General features: G+C 71.7%; 16 protein-coding genes. 5 read left to right on the top strand and 11 right to left on the bottom strand.

Translation table 11 applies throughout. From position 1 onward, the window contains the following. Positions 1-95: 95 nt before the first annotated feature. Entirely contained in the window at positions 96-1,562 is a 1,467-nt protein-coding gene (locus tag ACIBTU_RS21945; protein ID WP_399127989.1) for a zinc-dependent metalloprotease, read from the top strand. Beyond that, a complete protein-coding gene (locus ACIBTU_RS21940; RefSeq protein ID WP_399127988.1) occupies positions 1,559-2,083 on the top strand; it encodes an NUDIX hydrolase in 525 nt (174 codons plus the stop codon). The genes ACIBTU_RS21945 and ACIBTU_RS21940 overlap by 4 nt, the downstream gene beginning before the upstream one ends. Before the next feature lie 71 nt (positions 2,084-2,154). Here ACIBTU_RS21940 and ACIBTU_RS21935 read toward each other — a convergent pair whose 3' ends face one another. The 4 genes from ACIBTU_RS21935 to ACIBTU_RS21920 all read right to left on the bottom strand — a co-directional run bounded on the left by ACIBTU_RS21935 (position 2,155) and on the right by ACIBTU_RS21920 (position 6,010). After that, complete coding sequence (locus ACIBTU_RS21935) at positions 2,155-2,910, bottom strand: AIM24 family protein (RefSeq protein ID WP_399127987.1); 756 nt, start codon at positions 2,908-2,910, stop codon at positions 2,155-2,157. A gap of 14 nt (positions 2,911-2,924) precedes the next feature. Continuing rightward, a complete protein-coding gene (locus tag ACIBTU_RS21930) occupies positions 2,925-3,605 on the bottom strand; it encodes an AIM24 family protein (RefSeq protein WP_188336977.1) in 681 nt (226 codons plus the stop codon). An 11-nt stretch (positions 3,606-3,616) separates the two neighbouring features. Continuing rightward, positions 3,617-5,299: a TerD family protein gene (locus ACIBTU_RS21925; RefSeq protein WP_399127986.1), complete on the bottom strand. Its 1,683-nt coding sequence runs from the start codon at positions 5,297-5,299 to the stop codon at positions 3,617-3,619. Positions 5,300-5,413: 114 nt separating this feature from the next. Further along, positions 5,414-6,010, bottom strand: a complete 597-nt coding sequence (locus ACIBTU_RS21920) for a M48 family metallopeptidase (RefSeq protein ID WP_399127984.1) — start codon at positions 6,008-6,010, stop codon at positions 5,414-5,416. 237 nt (positions 6,011-6,247) lie between these two features. Here ACIBTU_RS21920 and ACIBTU_RS21915 point away from each other — a divergent pair, with 237 nt between their 5' ends. Together ACIBTU_RS21915 and ACIBTU_RS21910 are read left to right on the top strand one after the other, a co-directional pair. Beyond that, positions 6,248-7,411, top strand: coding sequence for a TOMM precursor leader peptide-binding protein (locus ACIBTU_RS21915; protein ID WP_399127983.1), 1,164 nt, complete (start codon positions 6,248-6,250; stop codon positions 7,409-7,411). Positions 7,412-7,478: 67 nt separating this feature from the next. After that, the gene (locus ACIBTU_RS21910) at positions 7,479-8,876 is read left to right on the top strand and encodes an ABC1 kinase family protein (RefSeq protein ID WP_399127982.1); all 1,398 of its coding nucleotides are present in this window, start codon (positions 7,479-7,481) and stop codon (positions 8,874-8,876) included. 34 nt (positions 8,877-8,910) lie between these two features. Here the strand turns inward: ACIBTU_RS21910 and ACIBTU_RS21905 are convergent, their stop codons facing one another. The 5 genes from ACIBTU_RS21905 to ACIBTU_RS21885 all read right to left on the bottom strand — a co-directional run bounded on the left by ACIBTU_RS21905 (position 8,911) and on the right by ACIBTU_RS21885 (position 12,874). Next, entirely contained in the window at positions 8,911-9,114 is a 204-nt protein-coding gene (locus tag ACIBTU_RS21905; protein WP_399127981.1) for a hypothetical protein, read from the bottom strand. A 174-nt stretch (positions 9,115-9,288) separates the two neighbouring features. Next, positions 9,289-9,612, bottom strand: a complete 324-nt coding sequence (locus ACIBTU_RS21900; protein WP_399127980.1) for a hypothetical protein — start codon at positions 9,610-9,612, stop codon at positions 9,289-9,291. Next, positions 9,609-9,977, bottom strand: coding sequence for a WhiB family transcriptional regulator (locus ACIBTU_RS21895; RefSeq protein WP_188336983.1), 369 nt, complete (start codon positions 9,975-9,977; stop codon positions 9,609-9,611). Before ACIBTU_RS21895 ends, ACIBTU_RS21900 begins: the two co-directional genes overlap by 4 nt. A gap of 187 nt (positions 9,978-10,164) precedes the next feature. After that, complete coding sequence (locus tag ACIBTU_RS21890) at positions 10,165-10,488, bottom strand: hypothetical protein (protein WP_399127979.1); 324 nt, start codon at positions 10,486-10,488, stop codon at positions 10,165-10,167. 163 nt (positions 10,489-10,651) lie between these two features. Then, positions 10,652-12,874: an ATP-dependent DNA helicase UvrD2 gene (locus ACIBTU_RS21885; RefSeq protein ID WP_399127978.1), complete on the bottom strand. Its 2,223-nt coding sequence runs from the start codon at positions 12,872-12,874 to the stop codon at positions 10,652-10,654. A 174-nt stretch (positions 12,875-13,048) separates the two neighbouring features. On the opposite strand from ACIBTU_RS21885, the gene ACIBTU_RS21880 reads away from it, so the two are divergent. Beyond that, the gene (locus ACIBTU_RS21880; protein WP_399127977.1) at positions 13,049-13,294 is read left to right on the top strand and encodes a mycoredoxin; all 246 of its coding nucleotides are present in this window, start codon (positions 13,049-13,051) and stop codon (positions 13,292-13,294) included. Between the two features lie 52 nt (positions 13,295-13,346). On the opposite strand, the gene nudC is transcribed toward ACIBTU_RS21880, so the two are convergent. Both nudC and ACIBTU_RS21870 read right to left on the bottom strand, forming a co-directional pair. Then, positions 13,347-14,306, bottom strand: a complete 960-nt coding sequence (nudC, locus tag ACIBTU_RS21875) for an NAD(+) diphosphatase (RefSeq protein WP_399127976.1) — start codon at positions 14,304-14,306, stop codon at positions 13,347-13,349. 97 nt (positions 14,307-14,403) lie between these two features. After that, positions 14,404-15,816: a dipeptidase gene (locus tag ACIBTU_RS21870; protein WP_399127975.1), complete on the bottom strand. Its 1,413-nt coding sequence runs from the start codon at positions 15,814-15,816 to the stop codon at positions 14,404-14,406. Between the last annotated feature and the right edge of the window lie 5 nt (positions 15,817-15,821).

Below are 15,821 nucleotides of genomic sequence, written 5' to 3'. Positions count from 1 at the left end.
GAGGCCCGATCCCGCCATGGTGTCTACGCTGGGTGTGTAGTCGGGCAGTCGCCGCCGGGCGAAGAAACCGGCGGCCTTAACAGCCGAGGAATCCCGTGAGTGACACCCCATTCGGTTTCGGCCTTCCGCCGGAGGAGCCGGAAGACGGCGACGAGGGCAAGAAGAAGGACCAGCAGGGCGGCGGCGGTCAGGGACCGGCCAACCCCTTCGGATTCGGGTTCCCTGGCGGGCCGGGCGGCGCGGGCGGGGACAACCCGTTCGCGGCGATGTTCGGCTCGATGAATCCGAACGACCTGGGGGCGGCCTTCCAGCAGCTCGGCCAGATGCTCTCCTACGAGGGCGGGCCGGTGAACTGGGACATGGCCAAGGACATCGCCCGCCAGACCGTCTCGCAGGGCACGCAGGACGGTGTGAAGGACGCGAGCGTGGGCCCCGCCGAGCGCACCGCGGTCGAGGAGGCCGTGCGCCTGGCCGACCTGTGGCTCGACGACGCGACGTCGCTGCCCTCGGGCGCCGGCTCGGCCGTGGCCTGGAGCCGCGCCGAGTGGGTCGAGGCGACCCTCCCGGTGTGGAAGGAGCTCGTCGACCCGGTCGCCGAGCGCGTCGGCATGGCCATGGGCGACGTGCTGCCCGAGGAGATGCAGGCCATGGCCGGCCCGCTGATCGGCATGATGCGCTCCATGGGCGGCGCCATGTTCGGTTCCCAGATCGGCCAGGCCCTGGGCACGCTCGCGGGCGAGGTCGTCGGGTCCACCGACGTCGGCCTGCCGCTGATCCCGGCCGGCAAGGCCGCGCTGCTCCCGCTGAACATCGAGTCCTTCGGCAAGGACCTGAGCGTCCCCATGGAGGAGGTGCGCCTCTACCTGGCGCTGCGCGAGGCCGCCCACCAGCGGCTCTTCGCGCACGTGCCGTGGCTGCGCTCGCACCTGTTCGGTGCGGTGGACGGCTACGCGCGCGGCATCAAGGTCGACACGACGAAGCTGGAGGACGTGGTCGGCCAGTTCGATCCGCAGAACCCGGAGCAGATCCAGGAAGCGCTTCAGCAGGGCATGTTCCAGCCGGAGGACACGCCGCAGCAGAAGGCGGCCCTCGCCCGTCTGGAGACGGCTCTGGCGCTCGTCGAGGGCTGGGTCGACGCGGTGGTCCACGCCGCCGCGAAGCCCCGCCTCGCGTCCGCCGACGCGCTGCGCGAGACGCTGCGCCGCCGCCGCGCCACCGGCGGCCCCGCCGAGCAGACGTTCGCGACGCTGATCGGTCTGGAGCTGCGCCCGCGCCGTCTGCGGGACGCCTCGCGCCTGTGGGCCTCGCTCACGGACGCGCGCGGGGTCGACGGCCGTGACGGCCTGTGGGCGCACCCGGACATGCTGCCGACAGCGTCCGACCTGGACGACCCGGACGGCTTCGTGCACCACGAGCAGCTGGACTTCTCCGAGCTGGACAAGATGCTCGGCGACGCCGCGTCCGGCTCCGCCGACAAGCCGAACCTGTCGAAGGACGACGAGCCCGGCAAGGGCACCGACTCCGCGCAGGACGACCAGGGTGAGGGCGACAGCGACAAGTGAGCCTGTACGACGACGCAGTCCTCGTCCTGAAGCGCTACGAGGACCAGCCTGAGCTGCGCCAGGCCTACCTGGACCATCTCGCCGGGCACGGTGACGCGGGGATGTGGAAGCCGTGCACGGCGGGGCACCTGACGGCCAGCGCACTGGTGATCGACCCCACGCGCGGCCGGGTGCTGCTCACGCTCCACAAGAAGCTGCAGATGTGGCTCCAGATGGGCGGCCACTGCGAGCCCGGCGACGCGACGCTGGAGGCGGCCGCGCTGCGCGAGGCGACCGAGGAGTCCGGCATCCCGGGCCTCACGCTGCTGCCCGGCGGCCCGGTCCGTCTCGACCGGCATCCCATCCCGGGCCCGTGCACCCAGCACCTGGACGTCCAGTACGCGGCGCTCGCCCCCGCGGATGCCACGGAGGCGATCAGTGACGAGTCGCTGGACCTTCGCTGGTTCCCGTACGACGAGGTGGCCGGCGTGGCCGACACGTCGGTGGTGCGCCTGGTGGAGGCGACGCGGGCGCGGCTCTGAGCGGCTGACGGACATGTGTAAGGGGCCCCCGCCATGGCGGGGGCCCCTTACACATCGCTACAGGTGGCGCGTCAGCTCCAGACGTTGCCCTGGTTCTGGCCGCGGGCACCCTGCTGGCCCATGCCGTACTGCGCGGCGACGCCCTGGCCGACGACCGCGTTCTGCGGCGGCAGCAGCTCACTGGGCTGGACCAGCGCGTAGCCGGTGCCCATGAAGCTGAGCTCCCAGCCCTCGCCCGTGTTGCCGCGGCGGCGCCAGACGCCCGAGGAGTGCGTCTGGGCCTGCATCTGGACGCGCAGCCCGTTCGACCACGCGACGATGGCGTCCGCGTCGGCGTTGACGTACCGGTCAGGCGTGACCTGGAGCATCAGCGGCTGCCCGGACGTCATCAGGGCGACCTTGCCGCGCCCGGTGATGTTGAGCTGGTACTTGCCCGAGCCGGAGATGCCGAACTGGCTGTCCACGGCGATCACCTCGTGGTGCAGCGAGGAGTCCATGGCCAGCACGTAGCTGCTGTCGACGGTCAGGCCGTCCTGCTCCACATCCACGATGTGGATGTACTGCGCGAGGTTCGCGAGGTAGACGGTGCCCTGCCCGTGGCAGCGCATGAGGTCGAGGCCCTCGCCCGTCCGGGCGCGGGCGCGGCGCTGTCCGGACGTCTGGATCTCGCCGTCGAACTCCATGAGCCCCTGATAGGCGACCATCGCGCCCTTACGGGCGAGGATGTCGTCGTGGCCCTCCAGGGTGACCCGCAGCATCTGCGGGTTCTGCACCGCGTAGCGCTCCTGGGTCTGCTGCTCGTTGTACGCGAAAAGCGGACTCTGCATGGTGTCGTTCCCCCTCAGCCCCGGACTCGGAGGCGGTCGGTGCTGTCCTCGCTGGGCTGTACGACGACGATGCCCTCGCCGGAGAAGCCCATCTGGTAGGCCTCGCCGCTGCCGCGCCCGATGAGGGAGCCGGCCTTGAAGCTGCGCTTGCCCTTCACCTTCAGGTTGGGCGACCAGGCGATGAGCGCGTCCGGGTCCACGTACGTCTCGTCCTCGCCGCGGCCGCAGTCGACCACGATGGGGGTGCCGCGCGAGGTCAGGGCGACGAAGCCCTGCCCGCTGATCTTGATGTTCCACAGGCCCTGGCCGGCGAACTTGGCCAGGCCCTTCACCCGCTCGACGCCCCACTGGAGGTGGGCGTCGAAGGCGAGCAGGTTGGTGCCGTTGACGGAGATCGACTCGCCGCCGAGGTTGATGACGACGACGTCCGCGCCGTAGTCGGCCAGGTAGAGCAGGCCGTCTCCGTGGCACTTCATGAGCGGCGCGCCCTCGCCGGTCATCCATTCACGGGCGACCTGGCGGACGGCGGGCGGGTTGGGCTCGTACTGGACGAACCCTTCGTAGGCGACCATCGAGCCCACGCGCGCGAAGAGGTCGTTGCCGGTCTGCATGGCGACCTTCAGCATGTGGGTGCCGTGGTTCTCCATGCGGGCGGCTACCGGGGTCGGGGCGAAGCCCGCGAGTGGCTGGTTCATGACGGACTCCCTCAGACCTCGTACGGCTGGACGACGATGAAGTTGCCGGGGGCTCCCCGGAACTGCAGGTTCACGCTCTCGCCGCTGTGGCCCGGGTACGCGTTGCGCCGCATCCTGACCTGGCTGGAGACGATCGCCTGGGCGGCGGCGGACCAGGCCACGACCGCGTTGCAGTCGGCGAAGGTCGTCGGCGTCACGGGCAGCACGACGGGCGTGCCGTGCGTCTTGACGACGACCGTGCCGGTGCCCTGGAACTGCATGACGAACAGGGCGCCACCGGGGATGCCGTGTCCCTCGATGCGGCGCACCTCGTACTGGAGGCTCTCGTCGAAGGCCAGCACGTTCTCCGCGGAGACGCAGATCGCGTCGCCCTGGAGCTCGATCGGGTGCACGTGGGAGGCCGCTTCCGCGAGGAAGACCTGGCCGCGGCCGCTGCAGCGCATGAGCTGCATCTCCTGGCCCGTGGCGTTGCCCACGAGGCGTCCGGCGAATCCGGCGCCCTTGTAGCTGAACTCGACCTTGCCCTGGTAGAGCACCATGCTGCCCTGGCGGGCGAGCACCGGCTGGCCGCCTGCGGCGCCGAGGTCGACGCGGATCAGCTTCTTGTTCTGCGGCGTCCAGCGCTGCCCCGTGGGGGCCTCGCGGTACTTCTCCAGCGCGGCGGCCACGCCGGGCGCGGCGGCCTGCTGGGGAATGCCCTGCGGGGCGCCCTGGGGCGCGCCGTACGGGGAGGGCGCGGCGGGCGGCTGACCGTATCCGGGCGGGGCGGACGGCGTGTGGGGCTGCTGCCCGTAGCCGGGCGGAGGGGTCGGCGCCTGCGGCTGCTGGCCGTAGCCGGGCGGCGGCGTCGGCGCCTGCGGCTGCTGCCCGTACCCGGGCGGCGGCGTCGGGGCGTGCGGCGGCTGGCCGTAGCCCGGAGGCGCAGTCGGAGCCTGGCCGGGCGGGGTGCCCAGCGGCGCGACGATGGTCGGCGCCGCGTGCACGGGCGGGGCGGCCGGAGCCGGGGCGGGCGGAGCGAAGTCCTGCGCGGGGACCGGCGCCGGGGCCGGAGCGGCAGGCGCGGGGGCCTGGGCCGCCGGGGCTCCGAAGGCGGGCGGCGCGGAGGCCTGGGCGGGCGGCGCGAAACCGGGGTTCACGGCCGGCTGCGGCGCCGCGGCGGGCTCCTCCTCGGCGACCTCGCCGCCGAAGTTCTTCAGGAGCGCGTCAAGGCCCCCGTCGAAGCCCTGGCCGACGGCGGCGAAGCGCCACACGTCCTTGAGGTAGAAGTCGCCCAGCATCACGGCGCGCTCGGTCGAGAACTCGCCGCCGTGGAAGGCGTACCGCGCGACCTCTTCGCCGCCGGCGACGATGCGGAGGTACCCGGGGGCGACCTGCGACATCTGGCCGGCGCCGTCGATGGTCGCGGTGAACGACAGCTTCTGGATGTGTGCGGGGATCTTTTCAAGTGTGACGCGGAAAGACTCCGTGTCACCCGCCTGCTCGCCCAGCAGCTGGACGGATTCCTCGGGCGTCTTCGGCTGGTTGAAGAAGACGAAGTACCGGTCGTCGGAGAGCCGCTCCTCGGCGTCGAGGCCGAAGCAGCTGATGTCGAAGCTCAGTCCGGGGCCGGTGATCTGCACGCCGACGTACAGGTCCGTGCCCGCGGTGAGGTCACTGATCTTGGCCTTGTGGCCGCGTTGGAATTCCCTGGCCATGCGTAACGACCGTCCCCCATCCCGATGGTGATTGCGTCGCGCCAGGCTAACTGCAAACACCGACAGCGGATGAGGTCGGTACAGCCCTGGTACAGAACCGTCCCAGAAACGCGGTCACTCCTCGCGGGCACCGGGCAGCTGCGGCAGCCGGTCCGCCGCGACCACTCCTTCGAGGTAGCCGCGCGCCCGCTCCGTGCGCGGATAGGCCTCCAGAAGGCTCCAGAAGCGCGGCCCGTGCCCGGGGACCAGCAGGTGCGCCAGCTCGTGGAGAAGCACGTAGTCGACGACGTACTCGGGCATGCCCTGGAGGCGGTGCGAGAGACGGATGCTGCCCTCGGCCGGGGTGCAGGAGCCCCAGCGGGTGTTCTGGTTCGTGACCCAGCGCACGGATCGGGGGCGGGCCCGGCCTTCGAGGTACTGCGTGGAGAGGTGCCCGGCGCGCTCGGACAGCTCGGCGTCGCCGAGGACGCGCTTGCTCTCCTGGGCGGCGAGCTTGTCGAGCATCAGGCCGACCCAGCGCTTCTCCTCGGCCTCGGACATCCGGGCCGGGATGAGGACCACGGTGCGGTCGCCCTCCCGGTACGCGGACACGGTGCGGCGGCGCCGGGAGCTTCTGCGGACCTCGACCGCGCTCGCCACGTGGCCGCCCGACGGCGGTCCGGTCGTGCTGCGCTGCGTCTTCATGGCTCGGTGCGAGGGGTCGGCGGGCACGCCCCGACGTTACCCGCTGTGAAGGGTGGAAGTCCCGCCTCCGGACCCGTTCGGTGTGCTTCAGGAACCCGCTCCGCGCGATTAGTACGACTATCACCCCGTGCCTGTGGACAACGCGAAGCACGCTGCCGGCCGGACGGGCAAGCTGGCGGTCGATCGCCGGGAACGGCACGTCACGTGCGATTTCGATGCGACACGAGCGTTTTCTATGTGAACGGCACACGGGGGGACACAGCGATGCATCCGATCCTGAAACCGGCGCTGCGGCGCGGCTGGCGCGACCTGAACACGGTGCAGTTCGGCATGACGCCGGCACACGCGGTGGTGCTCGGACCGGTCGACACGGCCACGGGGAGTTTCCTGACGCTGCTCGACGGGACCCGCGGCGTCCCGCTGCTGCGCGAGGAGGCCCGCCGGATGGACCTGCCCGACGGGCATGTGGACGCGATCCTGGAGCGGCTGTCCGAGGCCGGACTGCTGGACGACGGGACGGGCGGCGGCCCGCCCGCCGACGCCCTGCGCAAGCAGACCCGCGTCATGGACCGGCTCCGTCCCGATCACGCGGCACTCACGGTGACGACTTCCGATCCCGCCGAGGGGGTACGGCGCCTGGCCGCCCGGCGTTCCCTGCGGGTGCAGGTCAGAGGGGCGGGGCGGGTCGGTGCCGTGGTGGCATCGGTGCTGGCCGCCGCCGGCGTGGGCCAGGTCGACGTACGGGACGGCGGCTGTGTCGAGCCCTGGGACGTGGCGCCCGGCGGCCAGCCGGTCGAGGCGGTGGGCGAGCGCCGCGACGTGGCCGCGCGCCGCGCGGCCCGTGCGATGGCGCCGGACCGGCCGCCGCGCCCCGACCGGCGCAGGACGTCTCCCCGACCGGCCGACCCGGATCCGGGCGGGCCGCCCCTGTCACTGGTGATCGTCGCGCCGCGGGACGGTCTGGCCGTGCACTCCCCCGACCCGGCCTCGGTCGAGGATCTGGTCGCGGCCGGAATCCCGCACCTGTACGCGGGCGTGTCCGAGGCCACGGGGACGGTGGGGCCGTTGGTGCTGCCGGGCGGGACGGGCTGCGCGCACTGTCTGCTGCTGGATCGCACGGACCGCGATCCGACCTGGCCCCGACTGCTCGTCCAGTGGCGCTCGGGGCGGGCCTCCCGTCAGGTGCAGGCCTGTGACGTGGGGCTCGCCACGGCGGTCGCGGGTCTGGCAGCAGCGCACGCACTGGCCTTCCTCGACGGGGAGTTGCCGTCGAGCACCGGGGCCCGCTGGGAGGCGTCCGCCCCGGGGCTCGACTGGCACGCGCGGCCGGTGTGGCCGCATCCGGAGTGCCCGTGCGGGGCGGGTGAGAGACGTAACGGGCAGGAGGTCTCGGTCGACGGAGGGACGCAGGACACAATGGCGGGGTAAGCATCGGCTGACGGCGCTACGACGCCTGGGCATGCGCGGCACGGCTGTCCGGCACTTGGAGGGGTGTATGTCTGATCTTCCCCGGAAGGCGGTTACCCGGACCGCCAAGCTGGCCGCGCTGCCGATCGGCATCGCGGGGCGTGCGACCTGGGGCATCGGCAAGCGGATCGGCGGCAAGTCCGCCGAGATCGTGGGCCGAGAGCTCCAGCAGCGCACGGCGGAGCAGCTGTTCAAGGTGCTGGGAGAGCTGAAGGGCGGGGCGATGAAGTTCGGGCAGGCCCTGTCCGTCTTCGAGTCCGCGCTGCCGGAGGAGGTCGCCGGCCCCTACCGTGCGGCCCTGACGAAGCTCCAGGAAGCGGCGCCCCCGATGCCGACGCGCACGGTGCACAAGGTGCTCGAGGAGCGGCTCGGCGAGCAATGGCGTGAGCTGTTCCAGGAGTTCGAGGACAAGCCGTCGGCCGCCGCGTCGATAGGGCAGGTGCACCGAGCCGTCTGGCACGACGGCCGCGCGGTCGCGGTGAAGGTGCAGTACCCGGGCGCCGGCGAGGCGCTACTGTCGGACCTCAACCAACTTGGCCGTTTCGCACGCCTGTTGGGTCCGCTCATCCCCGGGATGGACATCAAGCCGCTGATCGCGGAGCTGCGTGACCGGGTGTCGGAGGAGCTGGACTACGCGCTGGAGGCGCAGGCCCAGCAGGCGCACGCCGAGGAGTTCGACGGCGACCCGGACGTCGTCGTGCCGCACGTGGTGCACCAGAGCGAGCAGGTCCTGGTGACGGAGTGGATCGACGGGGTCCCGCTCGCGGACGTGATCAGCGACGGGGATCAGGAACAGCGGGACCGCGCGGGTCAGTTGCTGGCCCGCTTCCTCTTCTCCGGCCCGGCCCGTACGGGGCTGCTGCACGCGGATCCGCACCCGGGGAACTTCCGGCTGCTGCCCGACGAGGAGCAGGGCTGGCGGCTGGGCGTCCTGGACTTCGGCACGGTGGACCGGCTGCCGGGCGGCCTGCCCGAGCCGATCGGGCACTCGTTGCGGATGACGCTGTCCGGGGACGCGGTGGGGGTCTACGAGATGCTCCGCGAGGAGGGCTTCGTCAAGGACTCGATCGAGCTGGAGCCGGACGCGGTCCTGGACTACCTGGTGCCGATCATCGAGCCGGCCCGGGTCGACGCGTTCACCTTCACCCGCACCTGGATGCGGAACCAGGCGGCGCGGATCGCCGACATCCGCTCCCCCGCGCATCAGCTGGGCAAGCAGCTCAACCTGCCGCCCTCGTACCTGCTGATACACCGGGTGACGCTCAGCACGATCGGGGTGCTGTGTCAGCTCGGGGCGACGGTGCGGCTGCGGGACGAGCTGGAGGCGTGGGTTCCGGGGTTCGTGGAGTTCGAGGACGAGGCCGAGTTCGAGGCTGGGTTCGAGGCCGACGACATGGTGGACCCGGAGCCGGCCGCCGAGGCCTGAGCCACCACAGATCTGCGGCGTCGTCGGGTCCGCGTCACCACCACTCGGAGTCGAGGCGCCCTTCGATGGCCCGGATGTTCTCGCGGGAGCAGGTGTCGCAGTACGTCCGCCGCACTCCGCCCTCGACGGAACTGGTCCAGGTCAGCGGCATCTCGTCCGCCGTCGTGCCGCATCGGGCGCACACCACGGTGCGCTCCTCGGGTCGCTGCGTGGAGTCCCCGCCGGGAAGAGACGTCACCCGGCGACGATAACTCCGCGGGCTGATGATCGGTGCGCACCACGCACCGCGGGGCCGGCCCTGTCGGACCGGCCCCGCGGGTACAGCCGCTCACTGCGGCGGCTTTCGTCGGCACTGTGGTGCCGCGTGAGCTGTCACTGCGCAGCCGTCGCGGTCACCGCCTGACGGCGTTCCTTAGTGCATGACGGCCATCGCGAGCGCGCGGCGGGCACGCAGCGACGCGCGCTCGGCGCGCCGCTGCATGCGGCGGGCGACCACCAGGCGCATGGCCTGGCGCTCCGCCTCCGCCTCGCTCAGGCGCTCGTGCATATGCGCACGCGCCATGGCTTCTGGGATGAGTTGCATCTGTCGGGTCCTGTTCTGGCGCGAGTCGGTCGCACCGGGCGTGGTGAAGTCTGGGATCGCGGAGCCGGCGGGCTCGCTCGTGGACGGCTTCATCGGGGCCTGCTTCTTGGGGTCGTGCGTCAGGGGGCGGTCGATCGTTCCTCGGGCGTTCATGCCGCGACCGGGTTCTTGCGCGGACGTCCACGCGGCCGCTTGCGGGCCACGACGACACCCTGGACGAACAGCTCGCCACCCCAGACGCCCCACGGCTCACGACGCTCCTTGGCGCCGGCGAGGCAGGCCTCGACCAGCGGGCAGGTGCGGCAGAGCGACTTGGCGTACTCGACGTCCGCCGGGGACTCGGCGAAGAAGACCTCCGGGTCGTAGGCACGGCAGGGGACGGGTACGCCGAGGTTCTCGATGGCGTCGTCGAGCGCGGTGAGCGCGGTGAGGGGGTTCAAGGTGAGGTCCTCCGTGAGGCCGGGCGGGGAAAGAGTGTCTGAAGGCGGTACGGACGGGGCGTGCGCTTCGAGTTGCACGGTGTTTTCTTCCTCGTCTGGTCGTTCCGGCCGGTGGGCCGGGTGGCGGTGGTACCGGGTTCTTTTCTTGTCCCGAGGCCCCTTCGTGCTGGGTCCCCGGAAGGTCTCTGGATCTTCCGGGAAAACAGAAGGGCCGCGGATCCCGGGTGGGGTTCCGCGGCCCTGAAGGCGCCGGTCTGATCGACGATCAGACTGGATCACTCCAGGGTTCGAGCCCACGGAAGGCCCACATCGTGTGGTGGTGCGTCGTCTGCTTCCGGAATCCGGCACCGGCCGCCGCAAAGGCATAGGCCTGAGCCTGTGCCGTCGCTACCGCTTCCGGTGCCTTGGTCGGTCGCTCATTGCCCTCGCGAATGGGAAGACCCGCGAGAGAGGGGCCGGACTCCGGACGCATGGCGCTGGCGCCAGACAGACCGGTGCCCAGGTTCGAGAAACCGAGCAGGCAGGAAGCGACGACCGAGCGATCGGTCATTTTGACGGTGCTGATGGAGCTGCTGGTGATGCTGATCACTGGAATCGCCTCCTCTCGGCGTCTCGGGGACCGGTGCGAACCGGTCCGACGGCTTTCAAGTACAGCACGGAACCAGGGCCTTCGAGAAGGCCGCTGCTTTCGTGCTTTAGAACCTATGGGGATTGCTGGGGCATGCGCAAACTATTTTTTCGACGAGTTTGAATCAGTCGTCCTCGTCGACTCCTCCAAGCTCGTCCTCCACGATCCGACCTGCGCAGATGTCGAGGACGTCGGATCCGTAGGCCCGGAACTTCCGCAGTCCGACCCCGGGGATCCGGGCCAGCTCGCCCTCGTCCTCGGGCGCGGCCTCGGCGATCGCGATGAGGGTCTTGTCGGTGAAGACGCAGAACGCGGGCTGTCCGAGGCCCTCCGCGGTGCGGGCCCGCCACTGCACGAGACGGTCGTGGAGCCCCTCGTCCATGTCCGACGGGCAGTCCTCGCAACGCATCAGCTTCATCTCGGCCGCGTCCAGGGTGCGGCCGCACATCCGGCAGCGGGCCACCTTCCGGTCGGCTCGGCGACGCGCTCCGGCGAGCGGCTCACGGGCGCCCGTCCGCCGTCCCGTCCCGAGCTCGACGCCTCCCGGGCCGCCGCCCGCGCCGCGGCGCCCGGAGCCGCTGGAGCCAGGACGCAGGCCGTCGAGGAAGCGGCTGGCCCTGCGGGTGGGCCGGCCGCCGGGAGAGCGGGAGAGGGCCCACGACAGGCTCAGGTGGTGGCGGGCCCGGGTCACGCCGACGTAGAGCAGGCGCCGCTCCTCCTCGATCTGCTCGTCGGTCTTGGCGTAGGTGATCGGCATCATGCCCTCGGCGACCCCGACCAGGAACACGGCGTCCCATTCGAGGCCCTTCGCCGCGTGCAGCGAGGCCAGGGTGACGCCTTCCACGGTGGGAGCGTGCTGCGCGCCGGCCCGCTCGTCGAGCTCGGCCACGAAGTCGGCGAGGCCGGCTCCGTCGTGGGCCTGTGCGAAGTCCTCGGCGAGGCGGGCCAGAGCGGCGAGGGACTCCCAGCGGTCGCGGACGGCCCCGGAGCCGGCGGGCGGCTCGCTGGTCCAGCCCTCGCCGGACAGGACCGCTCTGACCTGGGAGGGCAGGTCGACGGCCAGGTCGAGCCCCGAGTCGTTCCCCCCGAAGCGGGCCGCCGCGCGCAGGGCGTGGTTCGCCTTGCGCACCTCGGCGCGCTCGAAGAACCGCTCGGCGCCGCGCAGCTGGTAGGGCACACCGGCGTCGGCGAGGGCCTGCTCGTAGATCTCGGACTGGCCGTTGGTCCTGAACAGGATCGCGATCTCGCCGGCGGAGACTCCGGAGGCGATGAGCTCGCGGATGCGGTGGGCCGCGCCCTCGGCCTCGGAGGGCTCGTCGACGTATTCGGTGTAGACCGGCTCGGGTCCGGCGTCGCGCTGCGAGATCAGCTGAAGGCGGTGCTCGGCGGCGCGGCCGGACGCCCGCTCGAGGACGCCGTTGGCCAGGTGGACGACCTGGGGCGAGGACCGGTAGTCGCGCACCAGCTTGACGACGGTGGCGCCGGGGTGGCGGGTGCGGAAGTTGAGCAGGTGGTCGGGGGTGGCGCCGGTGAAGGAGTAGATCGTCTGGCTGGCGTCGCCGACCACGCACACGTTGTCCCGGTCGCCGAGCCACAGGTCGAGCAGGCGCTGCTGCAGGGGGCTGACGTCCTGGTACTCGTCGACGACGAAGTGCTGGTACTGGGCGCGGACCTGGTCGGCGATGTCGTGGCGGTCCTGGAGGATGCCGACGGTGAGCAGCAGCACGTCCTCGAAGTCGATGACGGCGCGGTCCCGCTTCAGGGTCTCGTAGTCGCCGTAGATCTGGGCGATCTCGGCCGGGTGGCGGGGGCTCTCGCGGCCCGCCTTGTGCGCGGCCGCCGCATAGTCCCCGGGGACGGTCTGGGTGACCTTGGCCCACTCGATCTCGGCGGCGACGTCGCGCAGCTCACCGCGGTCCAGGCGGATCCGGCCGGCCGTGGCGGCGTCCGCGACGAGCTGGATCTTGCGGTCGACGATGCGGGGCAGGTCGCCGCCGACGGCCTTGGGCCAGAAGAACTGGAGCTGGCGCAGCGCGGCGGAGTGGAAGGTGCGGGCCTGCACTCCCCCGGCGCCGAGCTGGCGGAGCCGGCCGCGCATCGCGCCCGCGGCGCGGTTGGTGAACGTGACGGCGAGCACCGTGTTGGGCTGGAGGATCCCGGCGCGGACGCCGTAGGCGATGCGATGGGTGATCGCGCGCGTCTTGCCCGTGCCGGCGCCCGCGAGCACGCACACCGGACCGTGCAGGGCCGTCGCCACGGCGCGCTGCTCGGGGTCGAGGCCCTCGAGCACCGCGTCGGCCGATTCCGGGACCTGCGGGAACAGGGTGGAGTGCGTTGCTGCTGTCACCCCGCCATGCTGCCAGGTCGGCGGGGGCGGGTGCGTCGCGTTGTCCACAGGCCGGCATCACTTGTCGTACTAATGCGCCGGGGCGTGCTACCGGTGGACGGGAATGGTCGGCGCCTCGCGTACGTTCGACCGATAGCGAACACGCACTCCCCGCCACGAAGGAGCACAGGACACATGCAGCCGGGCACTGTGACGATGTACAGCACCACCTGGTGCGGCTACTGCCAGCGACTGAAGAAGCAGCTGGACCGCGAGGGCATCGGGTACACCGAGATCAACATCGAGCACGACCCGGAGTCCGCGGCCTTCGTCGAGAAGGCGAACGGTGGGAACCAGACGGTGCCCACCGTTCTCTTCGCGGACGGTTCGACGCTGACCAATCCTTCGCTGGCGCAGGTCAAGCAGAAGGTCGGTGTCTGAGGCCGAGATGTCCCGAGTCCGAGGCGCAGATCACGCCTGAGACTCGGATCACTCAGAGTGCGTCGCTGGGCTTCGGCAGGGGCTTGCCGTACCAGAGCTCGATGAGGCGGGCCGCGATCGAGATTCCGTAGGGAGGCATGACCTCCCCGGTCTCGAACGCGGCCCGCAGGTCGTCGCGGGAGAACCAGCGCGCCTCGTGGATCTCGTCACCGTCCACGTCGATCTCCGTCGACGTGGCGTGCGCCATGAAGCCGAGCATCAGGCTGGACGGGAACGGCCAGGGCTGGCTGGCGACGTACTCGACCTCGCCGACGAGAACTCCGGCCTCCTCGAAGACCTCGCGGCGCACCGCCTGCTCGATGGACTCGCCGGGCTCGACGAAGCCCGCGAGCGTCGAGAAGCGGCCCTCGGGCCAGTGCACCTGGCGGCCGAGCAGCACGCGGTCCTGCTCGTCCGTGACGGCCATGATCACGGCCGGGTCGGTGCGCGGGTAGTGCTCGGCCCCGCAGGCCGGGCAGCGGCGGATGTGGCCCGCGGCGGCGATGACGGTGCGTTCGCCGCAGCGGGAGCAGAAGCGGTGCAGTCGCTGCCAGTTCTCCAGGGCGACGGCGTGCACCATGAGGCCGGCGTCCCGGGGCGAGAGGAGCATGCCCGCCTCGCGCAGTCCCGCCGGGCGCGCGGACTGGTCCATGCGGCCCGGAAGGGTGTCCTTCTGCAGCGCGAAGTAGCTCACGCCGTCCTCGTCGGTGCCCAGGAAGTAGCGGTGGGCCTCGGTGAGGGGGGCTTCGAAGGACGGCGTCATGACCAGTTCGGTCGCGCCGTCCGGTGTCTCGTCGATGAGCGCCTGGCCGCCGGAGACCACGAAGACCCGGGTGCTGGGGTGGCTCCACGCGGCGGCGAGCCATGCCTCGTCGAGGCGGTGGTGCGCCGCGCGGTCGATGCCGCTCGGCGCGGCGAGCGAGAGCGGCCGGCCTGCGGCGAGATCGGCGGTGCGGTCGGTCCAGGTGGTCACGGGTGCTTCCAACTCCCCCGGTGGAATGGGTGGTGCGCGGGCGGTTCAGCAGGACGTACAGCGGAGCGGGTGCGGGGTGCCTCGTTCGGGATGCGGTTCAGGATGCGTCTGCCCAGTTCTCCGCGAGATCGCCCCACAGGTAGGCGGTTGTTTCGACGCCCTTCATCAGGAGGTCGAGTTCGACCTTCTCGTTGGGCGCGTGCCAGCCGTCGGAGGGGACGGAGATGCCCAGGAAGAGCACCGGGGCGTCGAGGACGTCCTGCAGGTCGGCGGCGGGGCCCGAGCCGCCCTCGCGCGTGAAGCGGATCTTCTGCTCGAAGGCCTGGCCCATGGCCCGCACGACGGACTGCAGGGCCGGGTGGTCGAGCGGGGTGAGGCACGGCCGGGTGGCCGCGCCGAAGGTGATCTCGTGGCGGATCCCGGCGGGCACCTGCTCGGCGACCCAGGCGGCGACGGCCTTCTCCACCAGGTCCGGGTCCTGCCCGGCGACCAGCCGGAACGAGAGCTTCAGCATGGCTGAGGACGGCACGATCGTCTTGCCGCCGGGGCCCTGGTAGCCGCCTCCGATCCCGTTGACCTCCGCGGTCGGGCGGGCCCAGATGCGCTCCAGGGTGGTGTGTCCGGCCTCGCCGTGCGTGGCGCGGGACTTGGCCGTGCGCAGCCACCGCTCCTCGTCGAAGGGCAGCTCGGCGAAGAGCTCCCGCTCGCGGTCGGTGAGCTCGACGATCCCGTCGTAGAAGCCGGGGACCGCCACGCGCGCGTGCTCGTCGTGCAGGGCGGCGACGAGGCGGGCGGCGGCCGCCGCCGGGTTCGGCACGGCGCCGCCGAAGGAGCCGGAGTGGATGTCCTGGTCGGGTCCGTACAGCTCGATCTCGCAGTCGGCGAGGCCGCGCATGCCAGTGCACACCGTCGGGGTGTCCTCGGACCACATGCCGGTGTCGGAGACGATCACGGCGTCGGCGGCCAGGCGCTCGCGCTGTGCCTCCACGAGCGCGCGGAAGTTCGGGGAGCCCGACTCCTCCTCGCCCTCGATGAGCAGCTTCAGGTTGACCGCGGGGGCGGTGCGGCCGGTGGCGTGCAGGTGGGCGCGCAATCCCAGTGTGTGGAAGAACACCTGCCCCTTGTCGTCGGCCGCTCCGCGCGCGTGGAGCCTGTTGCCGATGACGACCGGCTCGAAGGGCTCGGTGTCCCAGCCGTCCTCGCGGGCGGCGGGCTGCACGTCGTGGTGGCCGTAGACGAGGATCGTGGGGGCCTGCGGGTCGCCCGAGGGCCACTCGGCGAAGACGGCCGGGGCACCGGCCGTCTCCCAGACCTCGGCGGTCGGGAAGCCCGTCCGCGCGAGCCGGTCGGCGAGCCAGTCGGCGCTGCGCCGGACGTCCGGTGCGTGGTCGGGCTGGGCGGACACGGACGGGATCCGCAGCCAGGCGGCGAGGTCGTCGAGGAAGGCCTCGCGGTGGTCCTCGATGTACGCACGGACGGTGCTGACGGCGCTGTCAACGGGCTTGCTCATGGCCA

The sequence above is a fragment of the Streptomyces sp. NPDC050145 genome (assembly GCF_044460245.1).
Lineage (GTDB): Bacteria > Actinomycetota > Actinomycetes > Streptomycetales > Streptomycetaceae > Streptomyces.
This window is presented reverse-complemented; position numbering and strand designations above follow the sequence as displayed.

What these genes read in the sequence shown, in the direction of transcription:
- ACIBTU_RS21900 (WP_399127980.1), bottom strand. Translation starts at nt 9,612, where the DNA reads ATGAACGCCCGAGGAACGATCGACCGCCCCCTGACGCACGACCCCAAG.
- ACIBTU_RS21880 (WP_399127977.1), top strand. Translation starts at nt 13,049, where the DNA reads ATGCAGCCGGGCACTGTGACGATGTACAGCACCACCTGGTGCGGCTAC.
- ACIBTU_RS21915 (WP_399127983.1), top strand. Translation starts at nt 6,248, where the DNA reads ATGCATCCGATCCTGAAACCGGCGCTGCGGCGCGGCTGGCGCGACCTG.
- ACIBTU_RS21910 (WP_399127982.1), top strand. Translation starts at nt 7,479, where the DNA reads ATGTCTGATCTTCCCCGGAAGGCGGTTACCCGGACCGCCAAGCTGGCC.
- ACIBTU_RS21870 (WP_399127975.1), bottom strand. Translation starts at nt 15,816, where the DNA reads ATGAGCAAGCCCGTTGACAGCGCCGTCAGCACCGTCCGTGCGTACATC.
- ACIBTU_RS21925 (WP_399127986.1), bottom strand. Translation starts at nt 5,299, where the DNA reads ATGGCCAGGGAATTCCAACGCGGCCACAAGGCCAAGATCAGTGACCTC.
- ACIBTU_RS21930 (WP_188336977.1), bottom strand. Translation starts at nt 3,605, where the DNA reads ATGAACCAGCCACTCGCGGGCTTCGCCCCGACCCCGGTAGCCGCCCGC.
- ACIBTU_RS21935 (WP_399127987.1), bottom strand. Translation starts at nt 2,910, where the DNA reads ATGCAGAGTCCGCTTTTCGCGTACAACGAGCAGCAGACCCAGGAGCGC.